General features: G+C 35.8%; 30 protein-coding genes and 1 pseudogene. 7 read left to right on the top strand and 24 right to left on the bottom strand.

Annotated features, from left to right (window positions below; genetic code table 11):
- Positions 1 to 16 precede the first annotated feature (16 nt).
- Positions 17 to 1,186: an ankyrin repeat domain-containing protein gene (locus NST91_RS03455; RefSeq protein ID WP_341330020.1), complete on the bottom strand. Its 1,170-nt coding sequence runs from the start codon at positions 1,184 to 1,186 to the stop codon at positions 17 to 19.
- Positions 1,187 to 1,432: 246 nt separating this feature from the next.
- Here NST91_RS03455 and ymaG point away from each other — a divergent pair, with 246 nt between their 5' ends.
- Positions 1,433 to 1,735 carry an inner spore coat protein YmaG gene (gene ymaG, locus NST91_RS03450; protein ID WP_445724476.1) on the top strand — a complete coding sequence of 101 codons (303 nt, stop codon included), beginning with the start codon at positions 1,433 to 1,435 and terminating at the stop codon, positions 1,733 to 1,735.
- Between the two features lie 139 nt (positions 1,736 to 1,874).
- On the opposite strand, the gene speG is transcribed toward ymaG, so the two are convergent.
- From speG to NST91_RS03410, 8 genes and pseudogenes are all read right to left on the bottom strand, one after another.
- On the bottom strand, positions 1,875 to 2,390 hold the full coding sequence (gene speG, locus NST91_RS03445) for a spermidine N1-acetyltransferase (protein WP_121446981.1): 516 nt from the start codon (positions 2,388 to 2,390) through the stop codon (positions 1,875 to 1,877).
- Positions 2,391 to 2,677: 287 nt separating this feature from the next.
- The gene (locus tag NST91_RS03440; RefSeq protein WP_341330019.1) at positions 2,678 to 3,532 is read right to left on the bottom strand and encodes a malate synthase; all 855 of its coding nucleotides are present in this window, start codon (positions 3,530 to 3,532) and stop codon (positions 2,678 to 2,680) included.
- 356 nt (positions 3,533 to 3,888) lie between these two features.
- Positions 3,889 to 4,389 carry a YehS family protein gene (locus NST91_RS03435; protein ID WP_341330018.1) on the bottom strand — a complete coding sequence of 167 codons (501 nt, stop codon included), beginning with the start codon at positions 4,387 to 4,389 and terminating at the stop codon, positions 3,889 to 3,891.
- 45 nt (positions 4,390 to 4,434) lie between these two features.
- Positions 4,435 to 5,340 (bottom strand): Gfo/Idh/MocA family protein, encoded by a 906-nt coding sequence (locus tag NST91_RS03430; protein WP_341330017.1) that lies wholly within the window; start codon positions 5,338 to 5,340, stop codon positions 4,435 to 4,437.
- Between the two features lie 394 nt (positions 5,341 to 5,734).
- The gene (locus NST91_RS03425) at positions 5,735 to 6,112 is read right to left on the bottom strand and encodes a RidA family protein (protein ID WP_341330016.1); all 378 of its coding nucleotides are present in this window, start codon (positions 6,110 to 6,112) and stop codon (positions 5,735 to 5,737) included.
- 101 nt (positions 6,113 to 6,213) lie between these two features.
- Positions 6,214 to 6,449: pseudogene (locus tag NST91_RS03420) on the bottom strand (ATP-binding protein); the annotation flags it as partial.
- A 916-nt stretch (positions 6,450 to 7,365) separates the two neighbouring features.
- The gene (locus tag NST91_RS03415) at positions 7,366 to 7,677 is read right to left on the bottom strand and encodes a hypothetical protein (RefSeq protein WP_341330015.1); all 312 of its coding nucleotides are present in this window, start codon (positions 7,675 to 7,677) and stop codon (positions 7,366 to 7,368) included.
- A 323-nt stretch (positions 7,678 to 8,000) separates the two neighbouring features.
- Positions 8,001 to 9,026 (bottom strand): NAD(P)/FAD-dependent oxidoreductase, encoded by a 1,026-nt coding sequence (locus tag NST91_RS03410; RefSeq protein WP_341330014.1) that lies wholly within the window; start codon positions 9,024 to 9,026, stop codon positions 8,001 to 8,003.
- Between the two features lie 221 nt (positions 9,027 to 9,247).
- Here NST91_RS03410 and NST91_RS03405 point away from each other — a divergent pair, with 221 nt between their 5' ends.
- From NST91_RS03405 to NST91_RS03390, 4 genes are read left to right on the top strand one after another with little or no spacing between them, the layout of a single operon-like run.
- Positions 9,248 to 10,267, top strand: a complete 1,020-nt coding sequence (locus tag NST91_RS03405; RefSeq protein ID WP_341330013.1) for an iron-siderophore ABC transporter substrate-binding protein — start codon at positions 9,248 to 9,250, stop codon at positions 10,265 to 10,267.
- A 23-nt stretch (positions 10,268 to 10,290) separates the two neighbouring features.
- Positions 10,291 to 11,304: a FecCD family ABC transporter permease gene (locus NST91_RS03400; protein WP_445724504.1), complete on the top strand. Its 1,014-nt coding sequence runs from the start codon at positions 10,291 to 10,293 to the stop codon at positions 11,302 to 11,304.
- Complete coding sequence (locus NST91_RS03395) at positions 11,304 to 12,335, top strand: FecCD family ABC transporter permease (protein ID WP_341333475.1); 1,032 nt, start codon at positions 11,304 to 11,306, stop codon at positions 12,333 to 12,335. Before NST91_RS03400 ends, NST91_RS03395 begins: the two co-directional genes overlap by 1 nt.
- Positions 12,335 to 13,126 (top strand): ABC transporter ATP-binding protein, encoded by a 792-nt coding sequence (locus tag NST91_RS03390; RefSeq protein ID WP_341330011.1) that lies wholly within the window; start codon positions 12,335 to 12,337, stop codon positions 13,124 to 13,126. The genes NST91_RS03395 and NST91_RS03390 overlap by 1 nt, the downstream gene beginning before the upstream one ends.
- Positions 13,127 to 13,282: 156 nt before the next feature.
- Here NST91_RS03390 and truA read toward each other — a convergent pair whose 3' ends face one another.
- Positions 13,283 to 14,020 carry a tRNA pseudouridine(38-40) synthase TruA gene (gene truA / locus NST91_RS03385; RefSeq protein WP_341330010.1) on the bottom strand — a complete coding sequence of 246 codons (738 nt, stop codon included), beginning with the start codon at positions 14,018 to 14,020 and terminating at the stop codon, positions 13,283 to 13,285.
- A gap of 288 nt (positions 14,021 to 14,308) precedes the next feature.
- Positions 14,309 to 14,707 carry a response regulator gene (locus tag NST91_RS03380; protein WP_440272602.1) on the bottom strand — a complete coding sequence of 133 codons (399 nt, stop codon included), beginning with the start codon at positions 14,705 to 14,707 and terminating at the stop codon, positions 14,309 to 14,311.
- Between the two features lie 937 nt (positions 14,708 to 15,644).
- On the opposite strand from NST91_RS03380, the gene NST91_RS03375 reads away from it, so the two are divergent.
- Positions 15,645 to 16,133: an SRPBCC domain-containing protein gene (locus NST91_RS03375; RefSeq protein WP_341330008.1), complete on the top strand. Its 489-nt coding sequence runs from the start codon at positions 15,645 to 15,647 to the stop codon at positions 16,131 to 16,133.
- A gap of 279 nt (positions 16,134 to 16,412) precedes the next feature.
- On the opposite strand, the gene NST91_RS03370 is transcribed toward NST91_RS03375, so the two are convergent.
- Positions 16,413 to 16,892, bottom strand: coding sequence for a GyrI-like domain-containing protein (locus tag NST91_RS03370; RefSeq protein ID WP_341330007.1), 480 nt, complete (start codon positions 16,890 to 16,892; stop codon positions 16,413 to 16,415).
- A gap of 84 nt (positions 16,893 to 16,976) precedes the next feature.
- Here NST91_RS03370 and NST91_RS03365 point away from each other — a divergent pair, with 84 nt between their 5' ends.
- Entirely contained in the window at positions 16,977 to 17,918 is a 942-nt protein-coding gene (locus NST91_RS03365; RefSeq protein ID WP_341330006.1) for a helix-turn-helix transcriptional regulator, read from the top strand.
- A gap of 91 nt (positions 17,919 to 18,009) precedes the next feature.
- Here the strand turns inward: NST91_RS03365 and NST91_RS03360 are convergent, their stop codons facing one another.
- The 12 genes from NST91_RS03360 to NST91_RS03305 form a co-directional block, all read right to left on the bottom strand.
- Positions 18,010 to 18,915 carry a sensor histidine kinase gene (locus tag NST91_RS03360; RefSeq protein ID WP_341330005.1) on the bottom strand — a complete coding sequence of 302 codons (906 nt, stop codon included), beginning with the start codon at positions 18,913 to 18,915 and terminating at the stop codon, positions 18,010 to 18,012.
- Positions 18,916 to 18,927: 12 nt separating this feature from the next.
- Positions 18,928 to 19,683 (bottom strand): ABC transporter permease, encoded by a 756-nt coding sequence (locus tag NST91_RS03355; protein ID WP_341330004.1) that lies wholly within the window; start codon positions 19,681 to 19,683, stop codon positions 18,928 to 18,930.
- Positions 19,676 to 20,599 (bottom strand): ABC transporter ATP-binding protein, encoded by a 924-nt coding sequence (locus NST91_RS03350; protein WP_341330003.1) that lies wholly within the window; start codon positions 20,597 to 20,599, stop codon positions 19,676 to 19,678. The genes NST91_RS03355 and NST91_RS03350 overlap by 8 nt, the downstream gene beginning before the upstream one ends.
- Positions 20,600 to 20,679: 80 nt before the next feature.
- A complete protein-coding gene (locus tag NST91_RS03345; protein WP_121446998.1) occupies positions 20,680 to 21,372 on the bottom strand; it encodes a winged helix-turn-helix domain-containing protein in 693 nt (230 codons plus the stop codon).
- Positions 21,373 to 21,637: 265 nt separating this feature from the next.
- Positions 21,638 to 22,048: a transcriptional regulator gene (locus NST91_RS03340; RefSeq protein WP_341330002.1), complete on the bottom strand. Its 411-nt coding sequence runs from the start codon at positions 22,046 to 22,048 to the stop codon at positions 21,638 to 21,640.
- Positions 22,049 to 22,167: 119 nt separating this feature from the next.
- The gene (locus tag NST91_RS03335) at positions 22,168 to 22,590 is read right to left on the bottom strand and encodes a VOC family protein (RefSeq protein WP_341330001.1); all 423 of its coding nucleotides are present in this window, start codon (positions 22,588 to 22,590) and stop codon (positions 22,168 to 22,170) included.
- 29 nt (positions 22,591 to 22,619) lie between these two features.
- Positions 22,620 to 23,321, bottom strand: coding sequence for an FAD-dependent oxidoreductase (locus tag NST91_RS03330; RefSeq protein WP_341330000.1), 702 nt, complete (start codon positions 23,319 to 23,321; stop codon positions 22,620 to 22,622).
- A gap of 67 nt (positions 23,322 to 23,388) precedes the next feature.
- Complete coding sequence (locus NST91_RS03325) at positions 23,389 to 23,760, bottom strand: iron chaperone (protein ID WP_341329999.1); 372 nt, start codon at positions 23,758 to 23,760, stop codon at positions 23,389 to 23,391.
- A gap of 46 nt (positions 23,761 to 23,806) precedes the next feature.
- Complete coding sequence (locus tag NST91_RS03320; RefSeq protein ID WP_341329998.1) at positions 23,807 to 24,199, bottom strand: SRPBCC family protein; 393 nt, start codon at positions 24,197 to 24,199, stop codon at positions 23,807 to 23,809.
- 3 nt (positions 24,200 to 24,202) lie between these two features.
- Complete coding sequence (locus NST91_RS03315) at positions 24,203 to 24,523, bottom strand: ArsR/SmtB family transcription factor (RefSeq protein WP_341329997.1); 321 nt, start codon at positions 24,521 to 24,523, stop codon at positions 24,203 to 24,205.
- A gap of 541 nt (positions 24,524 to 25,064) precedes the next feature.
- The gene (locus NST91_RS03310; RefSeq protein WP_341329996.1) at positions 25,065 to 25,367 is read right to left on the bottom strand and encodes an aspartyl-phosphate phosphatase Spo0E family protein; all 303 of its coding nucleotides are present in this window, start codon (positions 25,365 to 25,367) and stop codon (positions 25,065 to 25,067) included.
- A 680-nt stretch (positions 25,368 to 26,047) separates the two neighbouring features.
- Positions 26,048 to 26,359: an SRPBCC family protein gene (locus NST91_RS03305; RefSeq protein ID WP_341329995.1), complete on the bottom strand. Its 312-nt coding sequence runs from the start codon at positions 26,357 to 26,359 to the stop codon at positions 26,048 to 26,050.
- Positions 26,360 to 26,374 lie beyond the last annotated feature (15 nt).

Genomic DNA, 26,374 nt, shown 5'->3' with positions numbered 1-26,374 from the left:
GCATTCTCCTTTTTGTTCATCTATTATTTTCTAGTAATTCGAGAGACTGTACTTTGTGCAATTGGTACAAAGGATTAGTCGGATCATGTTTGATTGCATTCTCAATTGCAGCAAGTGCTTCGTCGTGTCTTCCTAATGACCTTAGGCTGTTAGCCTTATGAAATGAAAAATCGTACCGATGTGGTTGGAGAGCTAAAAGCTTGTCCATCTCGTTGACAGCTTCCTCATGTCTGCCCAGTTCTCTCAAATAATTCGATTTATGGTATCGGTAAAAGGTTGCATGTGGATTGAGTTCACAAGCTTTTTCATATTCAGCAAGTGCTTCTTCTGATCTTTTCAATAACCGCTTACAATTAGCTGTATAGAAATAAAAGTCTAAGTCGCTCGGATCTTTAGCTATGGCTATCTCAAGCTGAACCAAAGCTTCTTCATACCTCTTTGCTTCTTGTAAAAAATACCCTTTATAAAAATATAAATCTATGTTTTCACTATCACTTTCAAGTTCATAGTCTATAGTAGTGATTGCCTCAAAGTACCTATCATTTTTATAGAATGATATTGCCTTTTCGATGCCTTCATTTCGCACTTTATAATCTTTGTTTAAGATGTTAACAACCTTTGATTGGTTTAGGTCTTTTGCATGTTGAAGTGCGGACTTGCCATCTCTATCAGGGAGGTTAACATCCGCCCCCGCTTCAACAAGAATTTGGATAACATCAGAATTCAGACGGCCACCGTTTCCTAAAATGACAGCTTCTAATAAGGCTGTCCATCCTAAATCGTTCACATGATTTACCGGGACACCAGCTTCAAGGCAAATTTGAACGGTTTTTAGGTACCCTTTTTCACTTGAAGGCAGTAAAGCTGTACCACCGAATCGATTTACACTTTTCAGGTCAACTCCGTATTTCAGCATTATGCTTAACACTTCGTGAAATCCGTTTGCACCCGCACAAATAAATGGAGTTAACTGATTATTGTCCCTTGTATTCACATCACTCCCTGCTTCTACTAACATTTGAACAATTGAAACATGATTTTTTTGTGTAGCCGCCATTAAAGCGGTTCTGCCATTTTTATCTTTATAATGAATGCTCGATCCTTTTTGCAGGAAGCGCTCTACATTTTCCAATGATCCATTTTCACTTGCACGAATAAGGTTTTCATGTAGGGTTTGTGTTTGCATATATTAACTCCCTCAATAGCTTACTTGATTACTTTAATATCATTCATTTTTCTCATGCACGTAGGATCAATTCTTCCAATTCTTAAAATCCTCTAGATTTTATCACATTCACGTGTTCAGTCAATAACAGATAGTGGTGAATACTTAAACAATTTATTTATTGGATGAATATGAGGCATATGCCCAACCCAAATAGGCTACTTTAGCATATCCTTTAGTGAAATAAATAAACAGGAGGGATTTGCTTTGAATAATGGTTATCCATATAACGCTTTACAAGAACCATTTTATCAGGAAATAATTGATGTCAATGATCAACGAATACGCCCCGGATTTGGATTCGGCAGACCAGGCTTTGGTTTTGGTAGACCAGGCTTTGGATTCGGCAGACCTGGTTTTGGTTTCGGTAGACCAGGCTTTGGATTAGGCTTTTTAGGCGGCTTAGCAACTGGTGCACTATTGACTCCAGGCCCGGGATTTGGTTATTACCCACCATACCCTTATTATTATCCGCCGTATCCACCATACTACCCGTACTATCCTTACTAAAACGTACAAATAAAATAGAAAAAACGGAGTGCCCATTTAGTAGCACTCCGTTTTTCCTTGAACTGATTTGTATTTTCCTGTATAAGAACTGCGTTTTCCAACTTCTTAATTAATTCTTCCTAGCACCGCAATAGGATTCTCAAGAACCCCTATTAAAATATTGATGTTGAAACATACACATTCTTATTGCATTATGATATTCACCGTCAACAAAAAACTCATCAATTAATTCTCCTTCAAATTGAAAACCAAGTTTTTGATAAATGTGAATCGCTTTTTCATTGGTTTTGTCCACGATTAAGTATAATTTATACATATTCAATACAGAAAACGCGTAGTCCATTGCGAGATAGGTTGCAGACTTCGCATATCCATGCCCTTGATGGTTGGGATCAATAATAATCTGGAATTCAACCCTACGATGAATATAATCAATTTCTACTAATTCAACTAGTCCCACCATTTCATCGCCTTTTTGTACAATAAATCTTCTTTCACCCTGATCATGAATATGCTTATCATATAAATCCTGCAATTCAACAAAAGACTCATATGGCTCCTCAAACCAATAGGACATGATGTTTGCATTAATATTTAATTTATGGACAAATCCTAAATCAACACGTTCTAAAGGCCTTAATTTTACATCACTCATTACTATTCATCCTCCGAAACCTTCATTCAATCCTCTTAAAATAAAGTCTTTCCTTTTCCCCCGTTTTTTGACCATTTTTTCTAAAAAATTTTCGGTTCTCATGCTAATAGGCGCATTCTTGTTTTTTTCTGCTGGAATCTATTTTGCAAAACACAAAAAATGCACTACAAAAAAAGCAGATGGTATAGAGTTTCTATATCAACTGCTTTTCTATTATAGGAGCTCCAACCACGCAAAAGCTACACGATAACTTGGCATTAATCGCGGGTGGGGGATTGGACAAACGACTAATTACGCATTAAAGCGCCATTAGGCTCTTGTATGTCTTGTTCTGAGATCTGGTTCATTTTACAAAAATGTTCAAAAAATTGTTGGGCTAGCTCTCTTTCCTTTGGTTCACTTTTCAACGAAACAATATCAAGCAAAATTTGAGCCATCCATAAGTTATCAAAATAACGGTATTTCCCTGTATTCCATGTCATTTTATGAGGGTGCTTTTCATTCACGTAATATTTCCAGAAAAGCATCTGCTCTGACTCCTGTTCTGTGAGTTGGAGTCTGTATGTTGAATGAGCCGGAATATATCCATCTTCACAAAGCTTACCGATAAAACCTTCCTTCACCATATAAACACCTAAGATACGTCTGTCTTTTTCAGGCATGCTGGAATCTATTTCTGTTAACAAAACAGCACTATTTTGGTGCAGACGGATAGGTTTATTTGGCTTCCCTTTATTGTTACCACTCTTTATTTCACCTGAGAAAACCTTCCATTCTGATAAAGATTGATGCTGTTCTTCTGTGTCACACCAAAAGACCATTTGTGATTGTGGATGAAGTTTATGATTTTTCATAAGTTTTTCATATTCCAAGCGAAGTTCCATTTTTTTTCTTTGTCGTGCTCTTTCCTCTTCCTTCTTCCGTTCTTCCTCTTTTCGTTCCATTGCCTTTTTTTGTATTATTTTTTCTAAAGAATTTGCAATATTTTTATCATGCAGTTTTAGATGCTTTTCAAATACATCGGGGAAAACAAACTTTTTATTTTCAGATTCAAAATGGATTTCAATACTAGATTCATTATGTTCAACTATACTACCCAGGCCAAAACGATTGTGTGTAACTTTCTTATTAATTAGATTCATTATTCTAGTCCTCCTTGTAGAATAAAAAAACTCGGTTACTATTAGATAGTAAATTGATCATTTTATTCAACTAGCTTCCTTTCAATCCCGCGTAACTGATTGATTTATTTTTCGATTGGTATCAATAACCGATTGTAAGATTATTGTAACATTTTTTTGAAAGTTTTTCAAATTTTCTTATTGACAACTTATTTTATCGTGAGGTAAAATGAAATTTTATATTCTGAAACCATTCGCAAAAGGTATAAAAAAGGGCTTCCCAAAAGGCTAATTACTTTTGGAAAACCCTTATATACGATCATCTGTTGTTGAGCGGAACGATATAATAGAACCTATAATAAATGACGGCTGTGGCACTACCCTCTGTATTTGATCGTTAGCCCTTTTAAAAAGTTTCTTGCAAAATTATCTCCGCATTCTTTATAGTTTTTATGTCCTTCTTTTCGTAATAATGCCCCTAACTCACCTTTTGTTACCCTTAATCCTACATTATCAAAAATATCTAGCATATCCTCAGTCGTCAAAGCTAGTGCAATTTTGACTTTCTTTAAAAGAAGATTATTCATGTTCCCACTTGTCTTTAGAGTAGGTTCTGGTGGATTAGGCTGTCCTGGTTTAGGTTCCTGCACCCCTCTTTTGTAAATAATAAGGCCATTTAAGAATGAGTCTAACATACTGTGCGTACACTTTATTTGATCTTCATTCTCGTATTCATCATCATCGTATGTCTTTGTGAGAATTTTTACTACCTCTGGTACCGATACCTCCGTGCCACCAAGTTTAAAAATCTCTGCCATTTCTTTATTCTTTAGTTCTAATGCATATCTCAATCGGATTAATATATCGTTATTATCCATCATTTGACCTTCCTTTTTTAAAATAGTAGTACCTGCTACTTGCTTTTATTCTGCTAGCTTCGTGAGAATTTCTTCACAAATTTCATGGGTTTTCAGCGCATCCCTAGCCGAAATTAAGGTTTTCGAATTTGCGCTGACAGCGTTGATAAAATCTTTCACCATTTGCTCAAACCCTCTTTTAAACAAGGTTGGCTCCCAATCGCTGCTCCGAATCTCACTATTTTCCATACCTTTCGAAATAACTAAGTTGGATACATTCGTGACCGTCCGCTTCTCAAACGGACCCATAACTTGGGCGATTTCCTCCGTGGTCCCATTATCCCTGTTCATAATACCGATTGCTGTGCCGCCTTTTGATACAAATTGGAGCACAACGTGGTATAAGGTTCCATTTTCCATACGACTGTTCACTATTAAATCTTCAACCGGGTGTGGAAATAAATACCTCATCGTATCCACTACATGGATAAAATCATCGAAAATAAACGTTCTCGGCTCACCAGGAAGATTATTACGGTTTTTCTGGACCAAAACCATATTTGGCTGGGAAACTTCCTTCAAACCTTTATACGAAGGAGCAAATCTGCGATTAAATCCGGTCATAAGAATAAGGCCTCGCTCCTCCGCCAGTTCAACAAGCCTTTTAGCACCTTCATAATTGTCCGTGATGGGTTTGTCCACAAACACATGGATTCCGTGTTGTAGAAGAAACTTAACTATTTCTTCATGAGAAGATGTCGCCGAATGGATGAATGCACCCGTAATACCACCATCAACCAGGGATTGGAGGTCAGAGTGAATATGCTCAAACCGATACTGGCTGGTAATTTCTCGTAACTTTTCCTGGTTTCTTGTGTAAAAGTGAAACTCAATCTCCTTTAATCCGCTATAAACCGGAAGATAAGCTTTTTGGGCAATATCTCCAAGTCCAATAACCCCAATTTTAATCACTAGTAATCCCCCTCTTCGTCTATGTGTCATCGGTCACAGTGACGACCCGATGAATGTTTTAATACTGATAGTAAAACCGCAAACGATAAACAAGATTATACCATTTTAAAAAGCTTGAGACCTAATAGTAGTTAATCGAAAGTAAGAGCATACTGAAATTTAGCCTCTATAAAAAATAAAAATAGTAGGTATATCGCGACTCCAGATCTTCACCGTTGGAACATATAATCCAAGTAGTTTGTTTGAAATAGATAAGACCATGAATTGTTAAAAAAATCTTTTAACCAACTCATGGTCTTTCTACAAGTAGCCATCCAATGATTATTTTGATACCTGCTGTAATCCAGTTTTCACTTCTGCTTATTCCTTTACTTTGGTCCGAATTCCCTGTGTTTTATCTTCTAGCTATCATCTCAATTTCAACCTGTGCACCAAGAGGAAGTGATGACACTCCTATAGTTGTACGTGCAGGATATGGCTCAGAAAATTGTTTAGAATATACTTCATTCATCGCTGTGAAATTATCCATATTGGTTAAGAATACATTCACTTTTTGAACATGGTCAGGAGTTAATCCTGCTGCCTCCAATACATTGAAAAGGTTTTTAAAACATTGAGTTGTCTGTTCAACAATATCACCTTCTACAAGCTTTCCATTTTGTGAGTCTACTGGGGTTTGTCCAGATAGAAATAGTAAATCACCTGATTCAATTGCATGTGAGTATGGACCAACAGCAACAGCTCCTGGTGCACTAAAAGCCTTTCTTGACATATAAAACTCCTCCTTTTAAAACAAGATTTTATTGTAAGATATTAACAACATACTCTCTACATTCCTATTACCCTAACTAGAGAATCGACAGGGTTTCCTCTCTACCTGCTACTTTTATGTATCGGTTGTTCAACAATTAAAGTCATCCAACCTTTCTTATAATCCGCACAAATATAGCCATAATGAAGTTCAACGATTCTTTTTGAGATCGCAAGTCCTCCCCCGTACCTTGGTTATCTTTCCTTGCTTTGTTTCCTCTAAAAAATAGTTCAAATAATTTTTTCACATCATCTACAGGAGCTTTTTCTACCCTATTTGATACTTTCAGTACTGCTTTGCCATGGTCAAAGGTGTTCTCAAATCATGGGATACATTATTGTTGACTTTCCGCTTCAGGTGGACGCTTTCCGCGGGCGTGGCTTGAGCCTCCTCAACGAAATGTGGAGGCGGCTTGCACAGAAACGAGAAAATTGCCGACTAAGAGGCGTATTTTGCCTCTTAAGGAGGAGTTGAAATTCTCGAGTTTCTAGCCACTGAAACTGGACACGTCGCTACTGCTCCTGCGGGGTCTCAAGTCTCACGCTTTTCCCGCTGGACATTGAATTTGCTTCTTTGAAATAACCCACGCACGAAGAAAATGTGAATACATTTTCGAGGAGTCGCCATCTTTCGCTCCAATCTACTAGGTTTGAACTTTATTATCAATAAACCAACAATTTTTTAGAAAAGAGCCTTCTAATAAAACATAAATTGTTTATCTACATAACCTGTATTTTCCCACCTCTCTGTATCAAAATATTCTTCACCTAGTTTTCACCATGTTAAATACGAAATTGATTGCCGGAGCACTAATTGGTTTTTGATATGGAACTATATAAAGGGATGCCCCATCTCTTTTATTAAACATTGAGTTTGAGCAACGAAGGATTTGACACTACTTAATGAATTTTAGAGATTTGAAACTTTTACGAATCCCTTTCGTAAATACATAGAAACCGGCTATTGTGAGGTGATAGTATGAGAGAGATTTTAAAAGGGATAGTTGCTGTACTCGTAGCCTTAGCTTTATGGGATGGAATTAAATACATATGGAATCTTCTGATTTAACATAACAAGAGACTGGGACAAAACCCTCCTTTGAAATGAAAAGGCCTGTGTTATTTACCATGAGTAAAATTTCACAGGCTTTGGTTTTTTCAAAATAAAAAATAAAATAAGGAAAATTAAGTTACCACACCAAATCAAACAGTGGTTTAGTTAAGTCTTTTCAAGGCTTCCTTTTTTTCTTCTTTTCTCCTTTTAGATTCTTTTACATAGTTAATGTAATTCCCTATTCCTTCTATTACTGATACTGCAATGATGGCCCATTCTAGCGTATTTACATCACTTAGCGATTCCTTTCCGTAGAATAATGTAACGCTTGCGATAAACCCATAGAGAAGGGCTTTAAAAAAATACTCCCAAATAGGTGAATAATCTTCTATATTAATTCTTCCGTATACTTTGTCTATCAAGAATACAACTGCAAAAATAATAACAATCGTTATAATAAATTCCCACCCCATAGTTCGCCTCCATAAAAAGTTAGTACAAATGCATCTTATAGAATTTCTTCAAAAATATCTTTAATCCTCTTATATAACAAAAAAGAACGAATTCCACTAATGGAAATTCGTTCTTTTTCGTTATAGTAATTCTAAAAACGCGACCGCTCTTTATGTAGAAATGTCTTACACTGTTTTATATTTAGGCTGTTTTCGCAAACTTTGTTGTTTATTATAATATTTCCGCTTCAGGTGGACGATTTCCCCGCGGGAGTCGCCACCTGCTCCAATCTACTAGCTTTACACATTTATATTTGAATTCAACAATCTTTTAGAAAAGAGCCTTATTTATTCACTAAAATTACTGCATTACGCTCATGAAATTTATCATTATGTGAGGAAACCATGGCATAACTCGCCGCATCTGGCTCAATGAATTTCTTCGCACTATTTACAGCTAAAACAGCATCATTAAAGGTCCCGACTAATAAGTAGACTTTATCTGTATAAGATACAATATCGCCTACCGCGTATATCCCAGGTATCGATGTTTTACATTGCCCTTCACTTTCAAATTGCTTATATTCATTTCGTACGGGTGCAATAGAATCACAGAATTCTAGTGAAACTTCCCGATTATAACCGTGACAGACTAATACTTCGTCCATTGTTATTTCATATTCCGTATCATTTTCTTTTAATAAAACACGGTCAATAGCCGTCTTATTTTCATTTGAAATGAGCTTCACTATTTCTGTATGTAATTTAATTTCTACACCGTTCTCTACTAATTTTTTTATTTGTGATTCATGTGCTTTTAATTCATCACTACGGTAAATAATTGTTAGCTTTTTTGCGACTTGCAATAGTTCAACAGCCCAATCAATAGCCGCATTTCCTCCGCCCGATATTAAAATATCTCTGTTCCTAAAGCGCTCGATGCCGTTAATTGTGTAGTGAAGGTTAGTCATTTCAAACTTTTCTGCTCCTTCAAGCTCCAACTTAATTGGCTCGTAGATGCCCCCGCCAATTGCTATAATAATAGATTTTGAATAATGCTTCTCCCCTGTATTTGTTGAAATAATAAAATATTCTTCCTCTTTATCAATACGGTCAACTTTTTGACTTAAACATATGGTCGGTTCAAATGTCATAGCTTGTGCGATTAAATTTTCCACAAATTGATGGCCCAGAATTGGTGGTTGACCACCTACATCCCAAAGTACTTTTTCTAAAAAGATATTTACTTTTCCACCTAAATAGGAATGATATTCGATAATTTTTGTTTTCATGTCTCGCATACCACTATAAAAAGCACTATATAGTCCGGCAGGTCCACCACCTATAATCGTCACATCATATATTTCCATTTGGAACACTCCATTTTGTTTTGAATTTAAATGAGAACTCTTATCAACTAGATTAACGAATCATGTTTTGAAAGTCAATTGTAATTGATAATAATTCTCAGAAAAGTTATTGACATATGAAAAAAAGTAAGCGTATTATAAATTTATACAAATGATAATGAAAATCTTTATCATTTAACCGGAAAATAAAAAAACTAATTAACAAAGTGAGGCTAATTATAATGAAGAAGCTATTATTTATTATTACTTCTATTTTTATTTTATTTCTAGCGGCTTGTGCCAACGAAAGCACAACCAATGAAGAGGCAACCACTGATAAAGAAAGCGATAGTCAGTATCCAATCGTCATTAAACATGCATTTGGTGAAACAACAATTGAGGAAAAACCCGAACGAGTTGCAACAGTAGCCTGGGCAAACCATGATGTAGTATTAGCACTTGGTGTCGTACCAGTAGGTTTCTCTGCTGCAAACTACGGGATCCAAGATGATTCTGGTTTATTACCATGGACTGCTGATAAATTAAAAGAGCTAGGTGAAGATAATCCAACCGTATATCAAGATACTGACGGTTTAGATTTTGAAGCAATTGCTGATAGTAATCCAGATGTAATCCTTGCTGCATATTCAGGTATTACAGAAGAAGAGTACGATACTTTAAGCCAAATTGCTCCAGTAGTTCCTTACGAAGAAACTCCATGGGTAACACCTTGGCGCGACCAAGTATTATTAAACGCTAAAGGTATGGGTATGGAAGAAGAAGGTAAGAAATTAGTTGCGGATACAGAAAAGTTAATTGCTGATAAAGCAAACGAGTACTCTAGTATAAAAGGCAAAAAAGCTGCATTCGGTATGTTTAACACAGCTGACTTATCAAGTTTCTATATTTATACACCTGCAGACCCACGTGGCGAATTCTTATCGGATTTGGGCATGGAATATCCTGAAGGTATTAAAGAATTAATTACTGATGACAGCTTCTACATTCAAGTAAGTGCTGAAAATGCAGATGCATTAAACGACACTGAACTATTTATTACTTATGGTAACAAGGATACATTAGCTGCTTTACAAGCAGATCCAATTTTGGGGAAAGTGCCTGCAATTGCTGCTGGTAACGTCGTAGTTATAGAAGACAACACACCATTAGCAGCTGCTGGTAACCCAAACCCACTTTCAATTCAATATACAATTGATGAATACTTAACTTTAATCTCAGACGTAACGAAGAATATTAAGTAGTCATGAAACAGTTGAATGTTGCTATGGAGAAGCAATTTTTCCGCCCAAAGAATTTAGGGAAGTTAACAATTATTCTTTTCATTCTTTTACTATTATCAATCATTGCTTCTATAGCTTTTGGCTCTCGTTCAATTGGGTGGTCGACAATTCTGGATGGATTAATCCATCCAGAATTAAACGATCATGAATCTAGTGTTGTTCGTCAACGTGTTGTACGAACTATTTTTAGTTTTATGTGTGGTGCTGCATTAGGTGTGTCTGGGTCACTAATGCAATCGGTCACGCGAAACCCAATTGCCGATCCAAGTATTTTAGGAGTCAATACTGGGGCTGCATTATTTGTCGTTAGTGGCATTGCCTTTTTAAATATTAGCTCTGCAAGTGAATATGTCTGGTTAGCTATAGCAGGTGCGATTCTTACTGCTATTTTTGTGTTTACAATTGGCTCTCTTGGTTATAACGGCGCTACGCCTTTAAAGCTCGTCTTAGCTGGCGCTGCAACAAGTGCTATCTTATCATCACTCGTAACAGCGATTATGATTCCTCGTCAAAATGTTATGGATCAATTCCGTTTTTGGCAAGTTGGAAGCGTTGGAGCTGGTACATGGGATAGTATTCAATTACTTCTACCCTTCTTAGTTGTAGGTATAGTCATTGCTATTTTAACTGCACCTGCACTAAATGCGATGGCATTGGGGGATGAGGTAGCGACAGGATTAGGTGCTAAAACAGGGACGATTCGTTTAGTCTCTGCTTTTGCTGGCGTATTACTTTGTGGGGCTGCGACAGCCTTTGCGGGACCAATTGGATTTATTGGTCTCTTAGCGACACATGTAATTCGCTTAATGATTGGACCAGATTTGCGCTTTGTCATTCCTCTTTCCGCCTTATCTGGTGGGATTATATTAACTATATCCGATGTTGTAGGACGTGTGATCGCTCGTCCTGGAGAAGTAGAGGTTGGGATATTAACAGCCTTTATTGGCGCACCAATTTTAATTTATATTACGATGAAAGCGAAAATGCGTAGCCTATGATGAACAATGAGACTTTACAAACCATTATTCAATCAAGATCAAAACGTAAACGTCGTTATATTGCGACGATGGTTATCTTAATAATAATTGCCCTTGCATTATGTTGTGCCATGCTTATGCTTGGAAATACGATTTATCCAGTGAAAGATGTCATAGCTGTTTTATTAGGTAAAGATGTTAAAGGTGCAAGTTTTACCGTTGGAACATTACGTTTTCCTCGTATGTTAGCTGGTCTCCTTGCTGGATTTGCATTTGGAGTTGGGGGCTATGTATTCCAAACCATGCTACGAAACCCATTAGCAAATCCAAATGTTATCGGTATTACAACGGGATCAAGTGCAGCAGCTGTATTTTGTATTGTCGTCCTGCATGCAAGTAACACAATGATTTCAATTGCTTCAGTTGTAGGGGGATTATTGACAGTTGCAGTTTTATACGTTTTGTCGAAAAGATCTTCTTTCTCAATTGGACGATTAATTTTAATTGGGATTGGGATTCAAGCAATGTTAAATGCCTTTATCTCTTATTTAATGTTAATCGCAAAAACACATGATTTACCGACTGCTCTTCGATGGCTGAGTGGAAGCTTAAACGGCGCAAAAGTTGAAACCATCATGCCATTACTTATTCTTATAGTCATTTGTACACCGATACTTATCTATTTTTCAAATCATTTGGAAATGTTAGAGCTCGGTGAACAAGCAGCTACATCTTTAGGTGTTTCAACAAATCAAGTTCGTATCATTTTATTAATATCTGCTGTACTGGTTATTGCCTTAGCAACTGCAACAACGGGGCCAATTGCCTTTATTTCATTTTTAGCTGGTCCAATTGCTAGACGTATTGTTGGAGTCGGATTCTCTGCACTTATACCTTCTGGGTTAATTGGTGTAATCTTGGTACTTGCAGCAGATTTAATCGGGCAATTTGCTTTTGAGACACACTATCCAGTTGGTGTTATTACAGGGATTATTGGAGCACCTTATTTAATTTTCTTACTAATCAAGTTGAATCGAAAGGGGAATATTTAATGTCTCATACATTACAGACCAAAAACTTACATTCTGGCTATGACCAAAATCTCATTTTAAAGGATGTAAACCTCTCGATTCCTAAAAATAAAATTAGCATTATTATCGGTTCAAATGGCTGTGGAAAATCTACCTTATTAAAAACAATGGCTCGGTTATTAAAACCATCGGATGGCGATGTGTATTTAGATAACAAATCAATTTATGAATTTCCGTCTAAAAAGCTTGCTCGTACGGTTGGACTTTTGCCTCAGTCCCCTATTGTTCCAGAAGGTATTACCGTTGCTGATTTAGTTGGCCGTGGGCGATTTCCGCATCAATCGATGTTTTCAAGTTGGTCAAAAAAGGATTACGAAGCCGTTGCAACAGCTCTTGATATGATGAATATCGCTGAATTTAGCGATCGTCATATTGATGAATTATCAGGTGGACAACGCCAACGTGTATGGATTGCGATGGCATTAGCTCAGCAAACCGATATTTTATTTTTAGATGAGCCAACAACCTATTTAGATATCACTTATCAAGTAGAAATTTTAGATTTATTGAAGGACTTAAATGAAAAGTATGGGACAACAATTGTCATGGTGCTTCATGATATTAACCTTTCAGCACGTTATGCGGATTATTTATTTGCCGTAAAGAATGGGAAACTGATTGCTGAAGGCTCGCCAAATGACATTATCACGAGCGAACTGATTAAAGAAACCTTTAATTTAGATTGCCATATCATAAATGATCCCATTTCTAACACACCACTTGTCCTTCCAATAAGTCGATTTCATAAATAATAAATTATAAGAAAGTAGAATTTGAGGTCGTCTCAAATCCTACTTTTTTTTACTATAGTTTTATGGCTCCCAAAATAATATAAATGCAGCAAGTAGCTTGAGTGTATATGGCAACACATGAGGTGCTAATTATAGCTCCGTAAAAAAGGAGATGATTTAAAAACCAACTTTTTCTAAATACAACCCCTCAGCTTCGGCCATACGACCTGTTTGAATTCTTTCCTTTGATTCAAGAATACTCGGTATTGCAGCCGCATCTTTTTCGCCTAATCCAACTTCAATTAGCGTTCCTACAATTTTTCTCACCATATTGTAAAGGAAGCCATTGCCTCGCACTTTGATTTCGATAAAGCCCTCATTTTCATTTATTTCAAGTGAGTATATTTCACGCACCATCGACTTTTTCTTAGATTTTGCGTTGGAATAGGAAGTAAAGTCATGCTTACCTAGAAAGAATTGAGATGCCATTCTCATTTTTTCAATATCAAGCTTCTCCTCCACATGCATACTGTACTTTCTCATAAAAGGATGTGTATATTGCTCGTTCCATATCTTATACAAATAGGTTTTATCTTTAGCATTATAGCGTGCATGAAATCGATCGTGGGTTAACGTAACATCTACAACGCTAATGTCATTTGGAAGGTATCTGTTTAAATAATGCATAACTTCCTCTTCAGTTGCATTTTTATTCATTTTAAAATTAGCGATTTGAGCAAGAGCATGTACACCTGCATCCGTTCTTCCAGATCCAATAATTTCAATCTTTTCTCCTGCCAGCTCTGTTAATACATTCTCAATTTTCCCTTGAATCGTATTGTCACTATTACTAAGTCGCTGCCACCCTTTGTAACGTCCACCATCATACTGAATGGTTAATTTATAATTGTTCATTGTTTTCTCCTTAGGTAATGTATTTCTCTATTATTAGATATTCCCTTCATAATGTACTTCATTGAGCTTCACAACTTCAAGTTTGATTATATTCCCATTCAATTTAAATGCCATTGAAAATTATTGATTCCTGTGGATATGTGAATAAGTGTTTGTAGATATGTTGATAATTATCTTTATATTTCGAAGTATGCGAAAGTGTATTATATTAACAAACGAATAACCCTACCTCATAAGAAGTAGGGCTAATGGAGAGAAATCACGAATGTTTGCTTAAGTATATGTACGCTACTTTACTTTCAATCTATTTGAGTGACAGTTATATTCGATATTCCTTAATATATGAATGAGATTATTGAAATAAGGTTTTACAATAAAATCTGTCGCTCCGTTTCTAATCGCATCTATAATAATTGACTTTTGCCCCATTGAGGAACACATAATCACTATTGCATTAGGATCAAATTTTTTAATTTCTATTAATGCGTTAATACCGTTGACTGTAGGCATTGTTATATCCATAAAAACAATATCTGGTAAGGACTTTTTATATTGGATGACAGCCTCTTCTCCATTGCTGGCTTCCGAGATAACTTTATAGTTCTCTTTGACTATCATTTTTTTTAGATAAGTTCTCATAAATAATGAATCGTCAGCAATTAATACAGTTTTTCTCAAGCTCGTCATCCCCTTTTCAACCTATATGCTAATTTTGACGGAATTCATAAAAAAAATGAATCACCTGTTGTTCCTATTCATATAGGAAGGTGTTCTTATTTCTATTATTCGAAGGGTTCCTATACTTTTAATAGAAGGCTATTTTCTAAAAGATTGTTGCTTTTATATGTAGGGTGATTTCCGCTCCTGGTACTCGCTTTCCGCGGGCGATCCGCAAGCCTCCTCAACGAAATGTGGAGGCGGCTTGCACAGAAACGAGAAAATTGGCCGACTAAAGCGCCACGTCCTGTGGCGGAGTCGGCACTAGCACGTCCTGTGCGTCGGAGACTCCGACAAAGAGGCGTATTTTGCCTCTGAAGGAGGAGTTGAAATTTCTCGAGTTTCTAGCCGCTGCAACTGGACAAGTCGCTATGTCACTGCGGGGTCTCGCCTGGCTCGCTATTCCCGCAGGACGTTGAATTACTTCCTCGAAGCTACACCGCACGAAGAAAATGCTTGCATTTTTGAGGATCTCGTACCATCCACTGCAATCACTGATTGGACAATAATATATCCCTTGCATAATCGGATCAAAAAGCAACAAAGTTTACGAAAATAGCCAAATAGAAATAAGGAAAAGGTAGTAATTGAGGTAGTAAAATCCAATTTTAATGGCTATTATAACAATAACCAAACAGGCAAAGTCCAAATTAAACATTTCCTATTTTGGTATATAGGCATCAATAGGGATTTCCTTAAAACCCCAAACTTTATTATATTTCTGCTTCACATAATTTTTAAGCTCTATTATTAATTGCTGTTCAGCAATAACTTTTTTCTTAAAAGTTCAGTTATTTAGAATTAGTGACATTTGGGAAGAAAAAATCGACAACTCGGATCGTTATCTGTAAGACCTACAAAAGAGAGAAAATAAAGAAAGTGAAGACTAAAAAATGGAGGAAACATAATGTCAACTCAAATCAAAATTACTCATACTTTCAACGCCCCGCGTGAACTAGTATTTAAGGCATTAACTGAATCAGAACACCTAAAGAACTGGTGGGGACCAAAAGGATGGGCATTCGAGGTTTCTAAATCAGATTTCAGTTCAGGCGGTGTCTTTCACTATAGCCAAAAACCTGCCGACGGCAACATAATGTGGGTTAAATTCTTATACAATGAAATTATTGCACCAGAGAAAATCATTTACACCAGTTTCTTTTCGGATGAAGAAGGAAACACTGTACGTGCACCATTTGACGCAAATTGGCCTATGCAAACTCTGAATTCCATCACGCTTACCGAAGACGCTGGAAAAACAACACTTACAATGATTGTGGCTCCTGTATCCCCTACTGAGGAAGAGATTAAAACCTTCGAAGATTCAAAAGAGATGGCTCAGGCAGGATATAGTGGAACCTTTAATCAATTAGAAGAATACTTAACAAAAATATAAACCGTTGAATATAACCAAAACAAAAACACCGGCAACCGGTGTTTTATTACTTAAACTTTTCTTAAACAGTCCAACCAAAAGATTCAGTACAATCCCCACTAAACCATTTATGTTTATCAACTCTTCAATCATAGTTTGAGGGAATCTGAAACAAAAACTTAATTTTCTCCTAAATTTTTTACAGCAATCATCAAAGATTCTAGCTGCGCCTTTTCGAATGAATTAAGAGCCTATCTAAACAATCTTCAGACTGATTTTTTAATGTTGCTCACTTTCCTACTATTTCGACTTCACCGGAACTGCTAACTCAACAACCGCATCCATTGGATTCCCGTTTAATAACATTTCAATGACATACGTATCTTTATACTCAAATTCAGGATGGTTGGGTAATATTTCTCCAAAAAATTGGCGGATTAATTGGTCAAATAAATTTCGACTTGGACCTCCTTTAGCGGTAAGCACGACATATTCATTAGCCGGCAGGACCAATTGTTCCCCATCTTCAGCAACTGTCGTTGTATTTGCTCCTGCGAAATAGGATAAGCTATCACTGCTAGTTGTCCCGACTGCATAACCAATTTTGTCTCTACTTCCAGCCATTAATTCACCGAATTTGCCACTTTTTGCGAGTGACCCGAAGTGTGCTGACTTTTGTTTTGATACTTCATCTACATTCTCCATTGTTGGGAGTGAAATGTTCGTACTATAGCCGGTTAATGTTAATTCACCCATATGTTTTATAGTTAAATTTGTCATATTATCATTCCTCTTTTCTTAATTTATATCTATACTATAATCAACTAACCCTGACAGCAGTCTGTCATATATTTGGAGAAAGTTATGAAAATCGAACGATTAATTAGTATCATTATGATCTTATTAAAGCGAGAATTAGTCTCGGCTACAGAACTTGCTAAAACTTTTGAGGTAACAACAAGGACAATTTATCGCGATGTTGAAACGCTTAGCATGGCAAATATACCTATATATACTGTTCCCGGAAGAGATGGCGGGATTGGACTTATGTCTACTTATAAGGTTGATAAAAAGCTACTAACCTCAAAAGATTTACAAAATATAATAACTGCCTTAAATAGTGTCGAACAATTGATTGAAAGTCCGGAAATCAAATCGACTATGACGAAAATCCGTGCCATGCAAACAGAACGATTGAACGATAAGATGGATTTTTCTTTGCATTTTACAAACTGGCAAGGAACTGAGGAATTGAAGGCGTTAGCGGAGTCTTTACAAGAGGCAATCCGAGACCATTTAATCGTCAAATTCGACTATTACGATGTCAACGGCACACACACTTCCCGAAAAATTGAACCCTATCACTTGATGTTTAAAGGAGAGCGCTGGTATTTACAAGGCTTTAGTTATGAACGAGAGGATTTTCGTACCTTTCGATTAGCTCGCATGTCGAATATACAAATTACTAACGAAATATTTCATGCACGTGATTATGTCTTTATAGACAAAATACCAAAAGAAAAGCTCCCCCCATTTTACCCAGTGCGTTTGAAAGCGAATATGCGGGTTCGCGATATCATCATCGAACGCTTTGGCATTTCGGTGATTACACCTTGTGATGAAACAACATACTATGCAGACTTACAACTTCCGAATAATGAGAATGCCTACCGTTTTATATTACAGTTAGGTACGAATGCCCAAATTATTGAAGGTGGTATTTTTGAAAAAGAATTTCGTCATTATTTGCTAAAAGTCTTCAACCTATATGGTCTAAACCTTAAATCAAAAATGGAGGAAAAATAAAACCCAATCTGTATTCTTGGTTTGAATAAAGATTGGGTTCTTCTTTTTGGAATTGAATTGTTTTCTTAGATTTAAATCATTTAGTTAAAAACTACCTTTTCCATTCACAAATCATAAATAACTCATTCTCTTTTAAATGTGCAGTGAGAGTGCCACGCATTTTAGTCATTAGACTTTTAGCAATTGCTAATCCTAAACCTGTGCTTTTTTCTGTTCTCGTTTTGTCTGCTTTGTAAAATCGGTCAAATAGATAATCGATATCTTGTTCACTTAGCTCTTCAGCAGTGTTACTTATGATCAGTTGTACAGATGATGCAAGTTTTTCAAGTCGGATAGATACATCACCATTTGAATGCTTAATCGCATTTACCACTAAGTTTTCTATCACTCTTTTCACTGCAGAGACGTCACCTATGATATCGATCTCTTCATCTGGAATTTGAAGAATAGGCTCAATGCCTTGCTGTTTGAATTGCTCATAAAAGACGACCAAGACTTCTAAAAGCAATTGGTTCAATGTTATCTTTTCAGGCTTTAATGGATAATCGGCAGACTCTATGACGGATAATTCAAAAAAGTCCTCTAGTAAGGCCTTTAATCTTAACGCACCACTTTTTACAACCTTCGTATACTCTGTTTTTTTCTCTAATGATAATTCGTCTGATTCTAAAAATTGAATATACCCTAAAATTGATGTCATGGGTGTACGGATATCATGCGAAATATTAGCGATCGCCTGCTTTAATTCATTCTCTTTCCGTCGCTTTTCTGCGTTTGCTTTTTTGGTTACATCAATTTGATTGTTTATTTCTTTCACAAGCTTTTCAATATCCTTATCAAAAAAAGCAAGGTCAATTTTCTTTTCAGTCCGATTATTATTTAACTCGTGCAATTGCTTTTTAGCTCTTTTTATTTCCTTTTTTAACAAATAATAACGAGTGAGAACAAATACAGTTATGACTATTGAAGTGACTGCGATATAGACGATGATTCTCACCCGCTTTCCTACTTACTTAATTTCCTTCCTTTGAAACACAAAACTACCGATAAGTCCAAAAACAAGAAAGGTTAAGATGGGTACCAGTATTAACTTAAGTAATTCTCCGGACACAAGATCAAGCTTTGTAATATCTAAATAGAGCTTAAACACTGAATTATTAAAGATTGTTTCAAATAACGAAAACTGTTGACCCAGCATATATAAAATACTGTCGAAAAGTATAAAAAATAAGATTAGAAATCCAATTGTTTTTCCACCATCAGTAAATATTATCGCAGCTAACGCCATCATAGATGCAAATGAAACTGCGTACAAAGCCGTTAATCCTATCGTTCGAAGGATAAAGACTAAATCTGGCATGTCATTAAACCCAGATAAGATCGCTGAAACCCCAGTCATGACAATAGGGAATATCAGTGAAATAATGGCAGCACCTATCGAAAAGACAATTAATTTAGAGGAAAAGATACGAAATCTACTGTTACCAGAAGCACACATACTTTTCATTGTACCGATTGAATATTCGCTCGAAATAAAGAAACCTGCAAGAATACATGGAACTAATCGAACAATATAATTATTTCCTCCAAGAGCTGTAAATGTGTATAATTCACTCACGGATACTGGTTCCGCACCAAATACGCCATCATTAAAAAAGATTAGCATTGGATAAAAAGCAGCAGATGCGATTAGCCCAAAGACCAATGTCCAAAATGACCGATCCTTCCTCAGCTTAAATAACTCAAATTTCAATAGATTATCCATGCTGAACACCACCAATCCGATTGGTAAAATACGTTTCCAGGTCTTCACCCATCGGCATAAATTGCTCGATTAATAAACCTTTATCCGTGAGTATTTTTGAAACTTTACTTGGAGCTTCCAGATGAGTGTAAAGCTTAATTGTCCCATCAGGTAATACATCATATTTAGTAGTTCCTAGATCAGTCTCAATGATTGTTGCTGCTCTATCTGGATTATCTACTTTTATATGAATATACTGTTGACATTTTTCATTAAGTTCGTTGGCGGTTAATTGCTCTAACAATTCTCCTTTATGAATAATTCCGTAGTGGGTAGCGAGTAAATGAAGTTCACTTAAAATATGACTTGATATTAAGATTGTAATCCCATATTCATGATTGAGCTTCTTCAATAATTCTCTTATTTCTACAACACCCATAGGGTCAAGTCCATTAATTGGTTCATCGAGAATCAAGAATTCCGGCTCACCTAACAATGCAATCCCAATTCCAAGTCTTTGTTTCATGCCCAATGAAAAATTCTTCGCTTTCTTTTTCCCTGTATCTTGGAGTCCAACAATCTCGAGTGTTTTTTCGATACATTCCTTCCCAGGAATCCCTTTTAATAGTCTGTGTGCCTCTAGATTGTCAGCTGCACTCAAATGCGGATACAAAGCTGGACCTTCTATAATCGTCCCAATTCGTCGCCTTGCCTCAATAAGTTCCATTTCACTACTTTGTCCAAATAATTCAATCTTTCCCGTGGTCGGAAAAGCAAGACCCGTTACTAAACGTATAAGCGTTGATTTACCTGCACCGTTTTGCCCAATAAATCCATAAATAGATCCTTTATTTATCGTAAGATTTACTTTATTAAGGGCTAATTGGTTTTTATATTGCTTTGATAGGCTATTCGTTCGAAGTACATATTCCACCATATCATTTCCCTCCCTTTTGTGATGCTTTTAGTATAGAAAGGAAATCATAAAAAAGAGTTAAGGAAAGTCTTAAGAAAGTCTTAAGTTTGCAATTTATACCCGACTCCCCAAACGGTCTCAATATAGTCTTCATTTGGATTTGCTTTCGAAAGTTTACTTCTGAGGTTACTCATATGAACACTTATCGTATTATCATCCCCATAGTATTTCTCATTCCACACACTCTCAAACAGATTAGCTTTCGTGAAGACTTTCTTAGGAGAGGACATAAGAAGTGTTAAGATGGCATATTCTCGTGCGGTAAAAAGAATCTCTTTTTCATTTACAATTACTGTTTGTGAGTCTGTATTGATTCTAATATCTTTATAGCTTAGCTCTTTTTTATGTGAAGCTTGGTTAAAGCGTCGATATCTGCGTAAATGGGAATCAATCCTCGCAGATACTTCTTCAATATCAAAAGGTTTTGTAATGTAATCATCTGCTCCAGTTCTTAATGCATCTATTTTTGTTTGCTTCTCACTCTTCGCTGATATAATCATGACAGGAACAGGAATTTGCTCACTTATTTTTTCAAGAAGCTCTTCCCCCGACATACCTGGCAGCATTAGATCTAGCAGCACCAAATCCCAAACCCGATTTTCCAAGTAAATCATCGCTTCTGTTCCAGAAAATGCGGACTGAGGCACATACCCACTCTTTCTTATAATGTCGCATAATAATTTATTGATATCATTGTCATCTTCAACAACTAAGATCTTTATTTCCTTCTCCATTTTATCGACACCTTACTTTTATTATTCATGTTTCTTATTTTATAACATACCGATTGTTATAAAAATAGGAACAGCCTAGTAATATGGAGATTTTCACCTTTACTATTATAAGAAACCAAAATGGATTTTATCTAAAAAACACCTCTACTACTAAGTAGAGGCATTATTTTTAGGTTTTATTTGAACGAATATAGATCTAGTTCCAATGTCAGTGAGAATTTGTATTAGTTTTGATTGGAAAAACCACCCTGGATACAAAATTTAATTAATTATCTTTTAACCTAACCATACACTTCACATCTTGATCATTAAAATACCATTCGACGCAATAGCCATTAGGATCAATATCAGAATATGAAATTAGCTCTTCAAAAGCTGTTCCTATACCTTGTGGATCATTTTTAAAGTTCAATACGGTAACGGTTCTGTAGTTACCTCTTTCAATAACGAATGATTCAAATTCATTATTTTCCTCTTCATCTTTTACTAATTCTTCTGCAGCTGCTTTGTACACAATCTTACCATTTTCCGGCCTTGATAAACCGAAGTACCTTCTTTCTTCCGAAAAAGGAATCATTTTATGAAGTTTCTGATGGGCCTCCAAAACTCCATTTGGAAAAGACGTAGCAGTTATACAAAATACGTTAATGTCTTTTTCAATAAAAATCGTTTCCATCCTATGTATTTCTATCTCCTTCAACATCGTTTTTTAATATAGCTTCAATTAAACAATCAAATCTATTTAAAAACACTCTAGCTTATTTCTGAACCACATTCTCTTTCAAGAACACGAACCTAGTCCTCAATCTCCCACGCTGGGTTCCAAACTACTTCCCACAAATGACCATCCGGATCCTGGAAATGACCAGAATAACCACCCCAAAAAGTGTCATGTGCTGGGTCTGTTATTGTTGCACCCGCTTTTTCGGCTTGTTCTAAAACCTTATCTACTTCTTCTTTACTATTTACATTGTGACCAATTGTAAATTCAGTGGGGCTTGCAGGAGCCTGTGTAACTTTTGCCTCATATGCAATATCTTCGCGTTTCCAAATAGCAAGTTTCAAACCTGCTTGTAGGTCAAAAAAGGCAACAGCTCCATGCTCAAATTCCATACCTATAATACCTTCTGTTGGTAGTCCCAACCCATCACGATAGAATTCTAATGCCTTTTCCAAATCATCTACACCTAATGTGATGACAGTGATTCTTGGTTTCATAAATGAATTCAACCTCCTCAGCTTATATTTTAATAGCCATGAAAAGCATCTTTTTTAATATTCTTTTTTGAAATACTACTATTTTGTAAGTAACTTGAGATTGAATCCACCATTAACTTCGGCCCTGCAATCAGATATTGACCATTGTTCTGATAAAGAGTAGATAACTTGTCTATCTCCTGATGTAAGTCATCCCTAGAGTCTAGATACGAGATACTTATTGAGTCATTGTTAGCATCAAGTTCATCTTTAAACATATACTTCTTTTCACTATCCATATAGAGTAGGTGTATTGGCTTCTTATTACCATTTCCTTCTGCCTCAATTTGTTTTATGATGGATCGAAACGGTGTGATTCCAATTCCTCCAGCAATTAAAACAGTAGGACGTTCATCGTTAACATTTAATGAACCTAAAGGACCAGACATACCGATTGTCATTCCCTGTTTTAGTTCTAACATTCCCTTCTTAAATTCACTGGGGTTATCATTTATTTTCATCGTTAATTTTAAAACATTTTCACTTGGAGCAGCTGCTATTGTAAAAGGTTTAGTAGGATTTTTTACTTTTTTATGAGTAATACTAAACAATCCATGCTGCCCTGCTTTCCAGGTTAAATCTCTCTCCTTTTCAAATACAAAGGTATATACATCATCTGATTCTTTGTAGCTTTCTATAAATACTAATTGTCTCTTTTTAAATACTGCAATCATATCTTGAAAGAATCCCATTTCACTATCTCCTTTAAGCCTCACAGAAGCCCTCATACACACTTTCTAAGGGCTACCCTATATTTTTCTATTTCCTCCAGAGAGTTGTACAGTTTGCCTTGTCCTTAATATTAAATTCAATCATTTTCTCAAGTAGTTGGTAGTCTACCGAACTTTTCCAAGGAAAACGTATAATCTCCTTTGTGTAATCAAAGCCAGCCTTTACAATGTCATCCTCTACATGAGTAATCGTTACACTTTCAGGAGCGACGGCTAAATGCTTTTTAGAAACGCTAAAACCAATAATATATGTGCCATGATCCGTAAACATCGGTTGATTCCACTTAATTTCTTTCTTTAAATTTGGATATTTATCTGTTATCCAAGTTAATATTTCTTCTGTTCTTTCTCTGTGGAAAGGGTCATCAATCCCCGCTAAAAATTCAGCAAAAACGTCCAAGTTATTCCCTCCTAAAATGAAAAAGATGGTGTTCAAAAGTTTCGGCTTACAAAGCCTCTAACACTTTTTTAAGCTCTTCAATCTTATATGCCCAACCATACTTCGCACCATTGAATGCTTGAACATTCTCGTTTTCAAATCCAGTCTGCTCAAGATGTAAGTAGGTGGTTTCCCCCTCTTGTTTTAACGTCCATGTGACTATTGTGTTTACCGGGCCACCTACCCATGTGTAGGACAATTTATTAGGCTCGTCCACCACCAATACTTCACTATCTACAATTAAACCGATTTCCTCATTTTGAAACTGACATTTGTATCCGACTATTGGTTGAAAATTATTTTTCATTACCCATTGTGCGAGTGTATCGGAATTGGTTAAAGCTTCCCATACCTTTTTGATAGGACTCTTAAATTCAAAATCTAATGATAAATCTGCCATTCACTATTCCTCCAATATATTCTTAAGTAATAACGCTCTTTCATTCCAAAACTTTTCATAATAGGCTAACCAATCCTTCACTTCCTGTAAGGGAGCTGGATTTAGTCGATACTTTGTTTCTCTACCTACTTTACGATTAGTAACTAGGTCTGCATCTTTAAGGATAGCCAAATGTTTCGATACCGCAGTCCGACCCATTTGAAAATGTGGTGTTAGTTCGTGAAGAGGTAACTCTTCTGCACCTGCCAACAAACGTATTAATTTTCTTCTTGATGGATCTGCAATCGCTACAAAAACATCATGCTTTTGGTGAGTAGTGTTCAATATCCTCCCCCCTTATTAAATGTAAATAACACTAATTGGTGTCCTAAATTATATGACACCAATTAGTGTCCAGTCAATATTTTTTTAAAATAAGAACATATGCTGAATCGGGTATTTTTTCAAGGTGTTCAATTTACAGTCAATTGTTCAGCCCTTATTAGGTTGTATTAGAATTAATTGAAAATACTGTTTCAGTCGATACAAAATAAAAAAGGACCATGCTTAGTATCTAAACATGGTCCTTTGTAATAGTAGATAAAATGTTTCATTTCATAACTTTGTTGTAAACTCTTCACTTTTTAAACGCCTATTGCAAATATATAATCACTCATGTTTTTTCAGAGGAAATTTAGTACTTGAAATGTATTGGGCTGAAAGACCGGTGTACACTTATTCAAAGAGTTTATCAGCATACGGGATACAGAGGTACAAATAGAACTGCAATCCATGAACTACTGAAAAGTTCAGGTATAAAGGTTTATAAACAAAAAAAGTTATCCTAATCTATAACTCCTTTAGGATAACCTTTTTTACTCCCATTCTAGCCAATATACATCAACTTCTGATATTCGATAATTGCATTATCAAGTTTCCTACTCGTCTTAATCGTTTCTTTGTTTTGAAAGCCTTTTTCATTACATATTTCGATAAGCTCATCTTTCAACATCGTAATTTTTTCCTCAATATACTCATTAACAAGTACTTTTAACTCTAGTGAGAGTGAAAGATAAACAGAGTTATCTGGCCCCTTTTGAGAGTATATTTCGCTTAAGGTATTTCTAAGATGAAAGATTTCTATTAAGAGTTCCATATTTTCACTTTGAACATTCTCTTTTGTTTTCATCATACACTCCAATAATATTTTTTTATTATGGTTTTGGAATGGGTGATGATCAAAACCAGTATACTCTAATCTGTGATGAAATATCTTCTAATTCCAAAACCTATAAGATAGTATCACAGTCTAATGTTGGAGGAAATACGAAAGCGAAAAGCAGAAATATTTTAAAAAGTCTATCGAAGTATTAATATAATACTTTTTCAATAGATGAAAACTATATGTTTGTTTAATCACTTGATAATCAAAGATTTTCTTTCTTTTCCGCTTTAAAAATTACAGCACTTAATTTTATTAATATAATAGTCAAGGGAAAAGTAATACAATTTTAAAAACTTAGATAACCTGGGTTTATAGTCGCAACAACGGAATTCATTCAAAAATGATGTTTTCGCAAACTTTGTTGTTTTTATATCGCGAGAAAAGCGTGAGACTTGAGACCCCGCAGGAGCAGCAGAGACGAGGAGGCTCAAGCCACGCCCACGGAAAGCGTCCACCCCGAAGCGGAAGTCAACAATCAACTAGGTGATAATTAAATTTTGAACAAATTCTTGTCAGCAGAAGTTATTGTTCAAGTATAGCTTTGATTTTTTTCAAATCTTTCATGTTTGCTCTTCTCATCATTGTTGTCATGAAAAGGGATAATATCTTATTAAAGCCAGATGGTTTACCTTTATTTTGTAAAGTCATACGAGTATGATTTTCATCGACGGCTTGCCATGTATAGATTGTCTCCATAGGAAATGGGCATTTTCTGTTTTCATCACAAATTTCTCCCCGGGTATAAATTCTACAATTTCATACACATAGGAAAGCTCCCTACCAAGAAAGTTCGCTTTAAAAGCAATTTGTGAACCAAGTTTGAGCGGTTTGGGTGTCTTCCATTCTATAGACTGTATATTTACATACCATTCTGGAGCATGATCAGGATTCATTGCATATTCTGATACTTGTGAAATGGGGCGATTTATTATGATTTCTGTTAAAACATCTACCATTTTGTCCTCCTAACA

It is taken from the genome of Ferdinandcohnia sp. FSL W7-1320 (assembly GCF_038050315.1).
GTDB lineage: Bacteria > Bacillota > Bacilli > Bacillales > Bacillaceae_L > Ferdinandcohnia > Ferdinandcohnia aciditolerans.
This window is presented reverse-complemented; position numbering and strand designations above follow the sequence as displayed.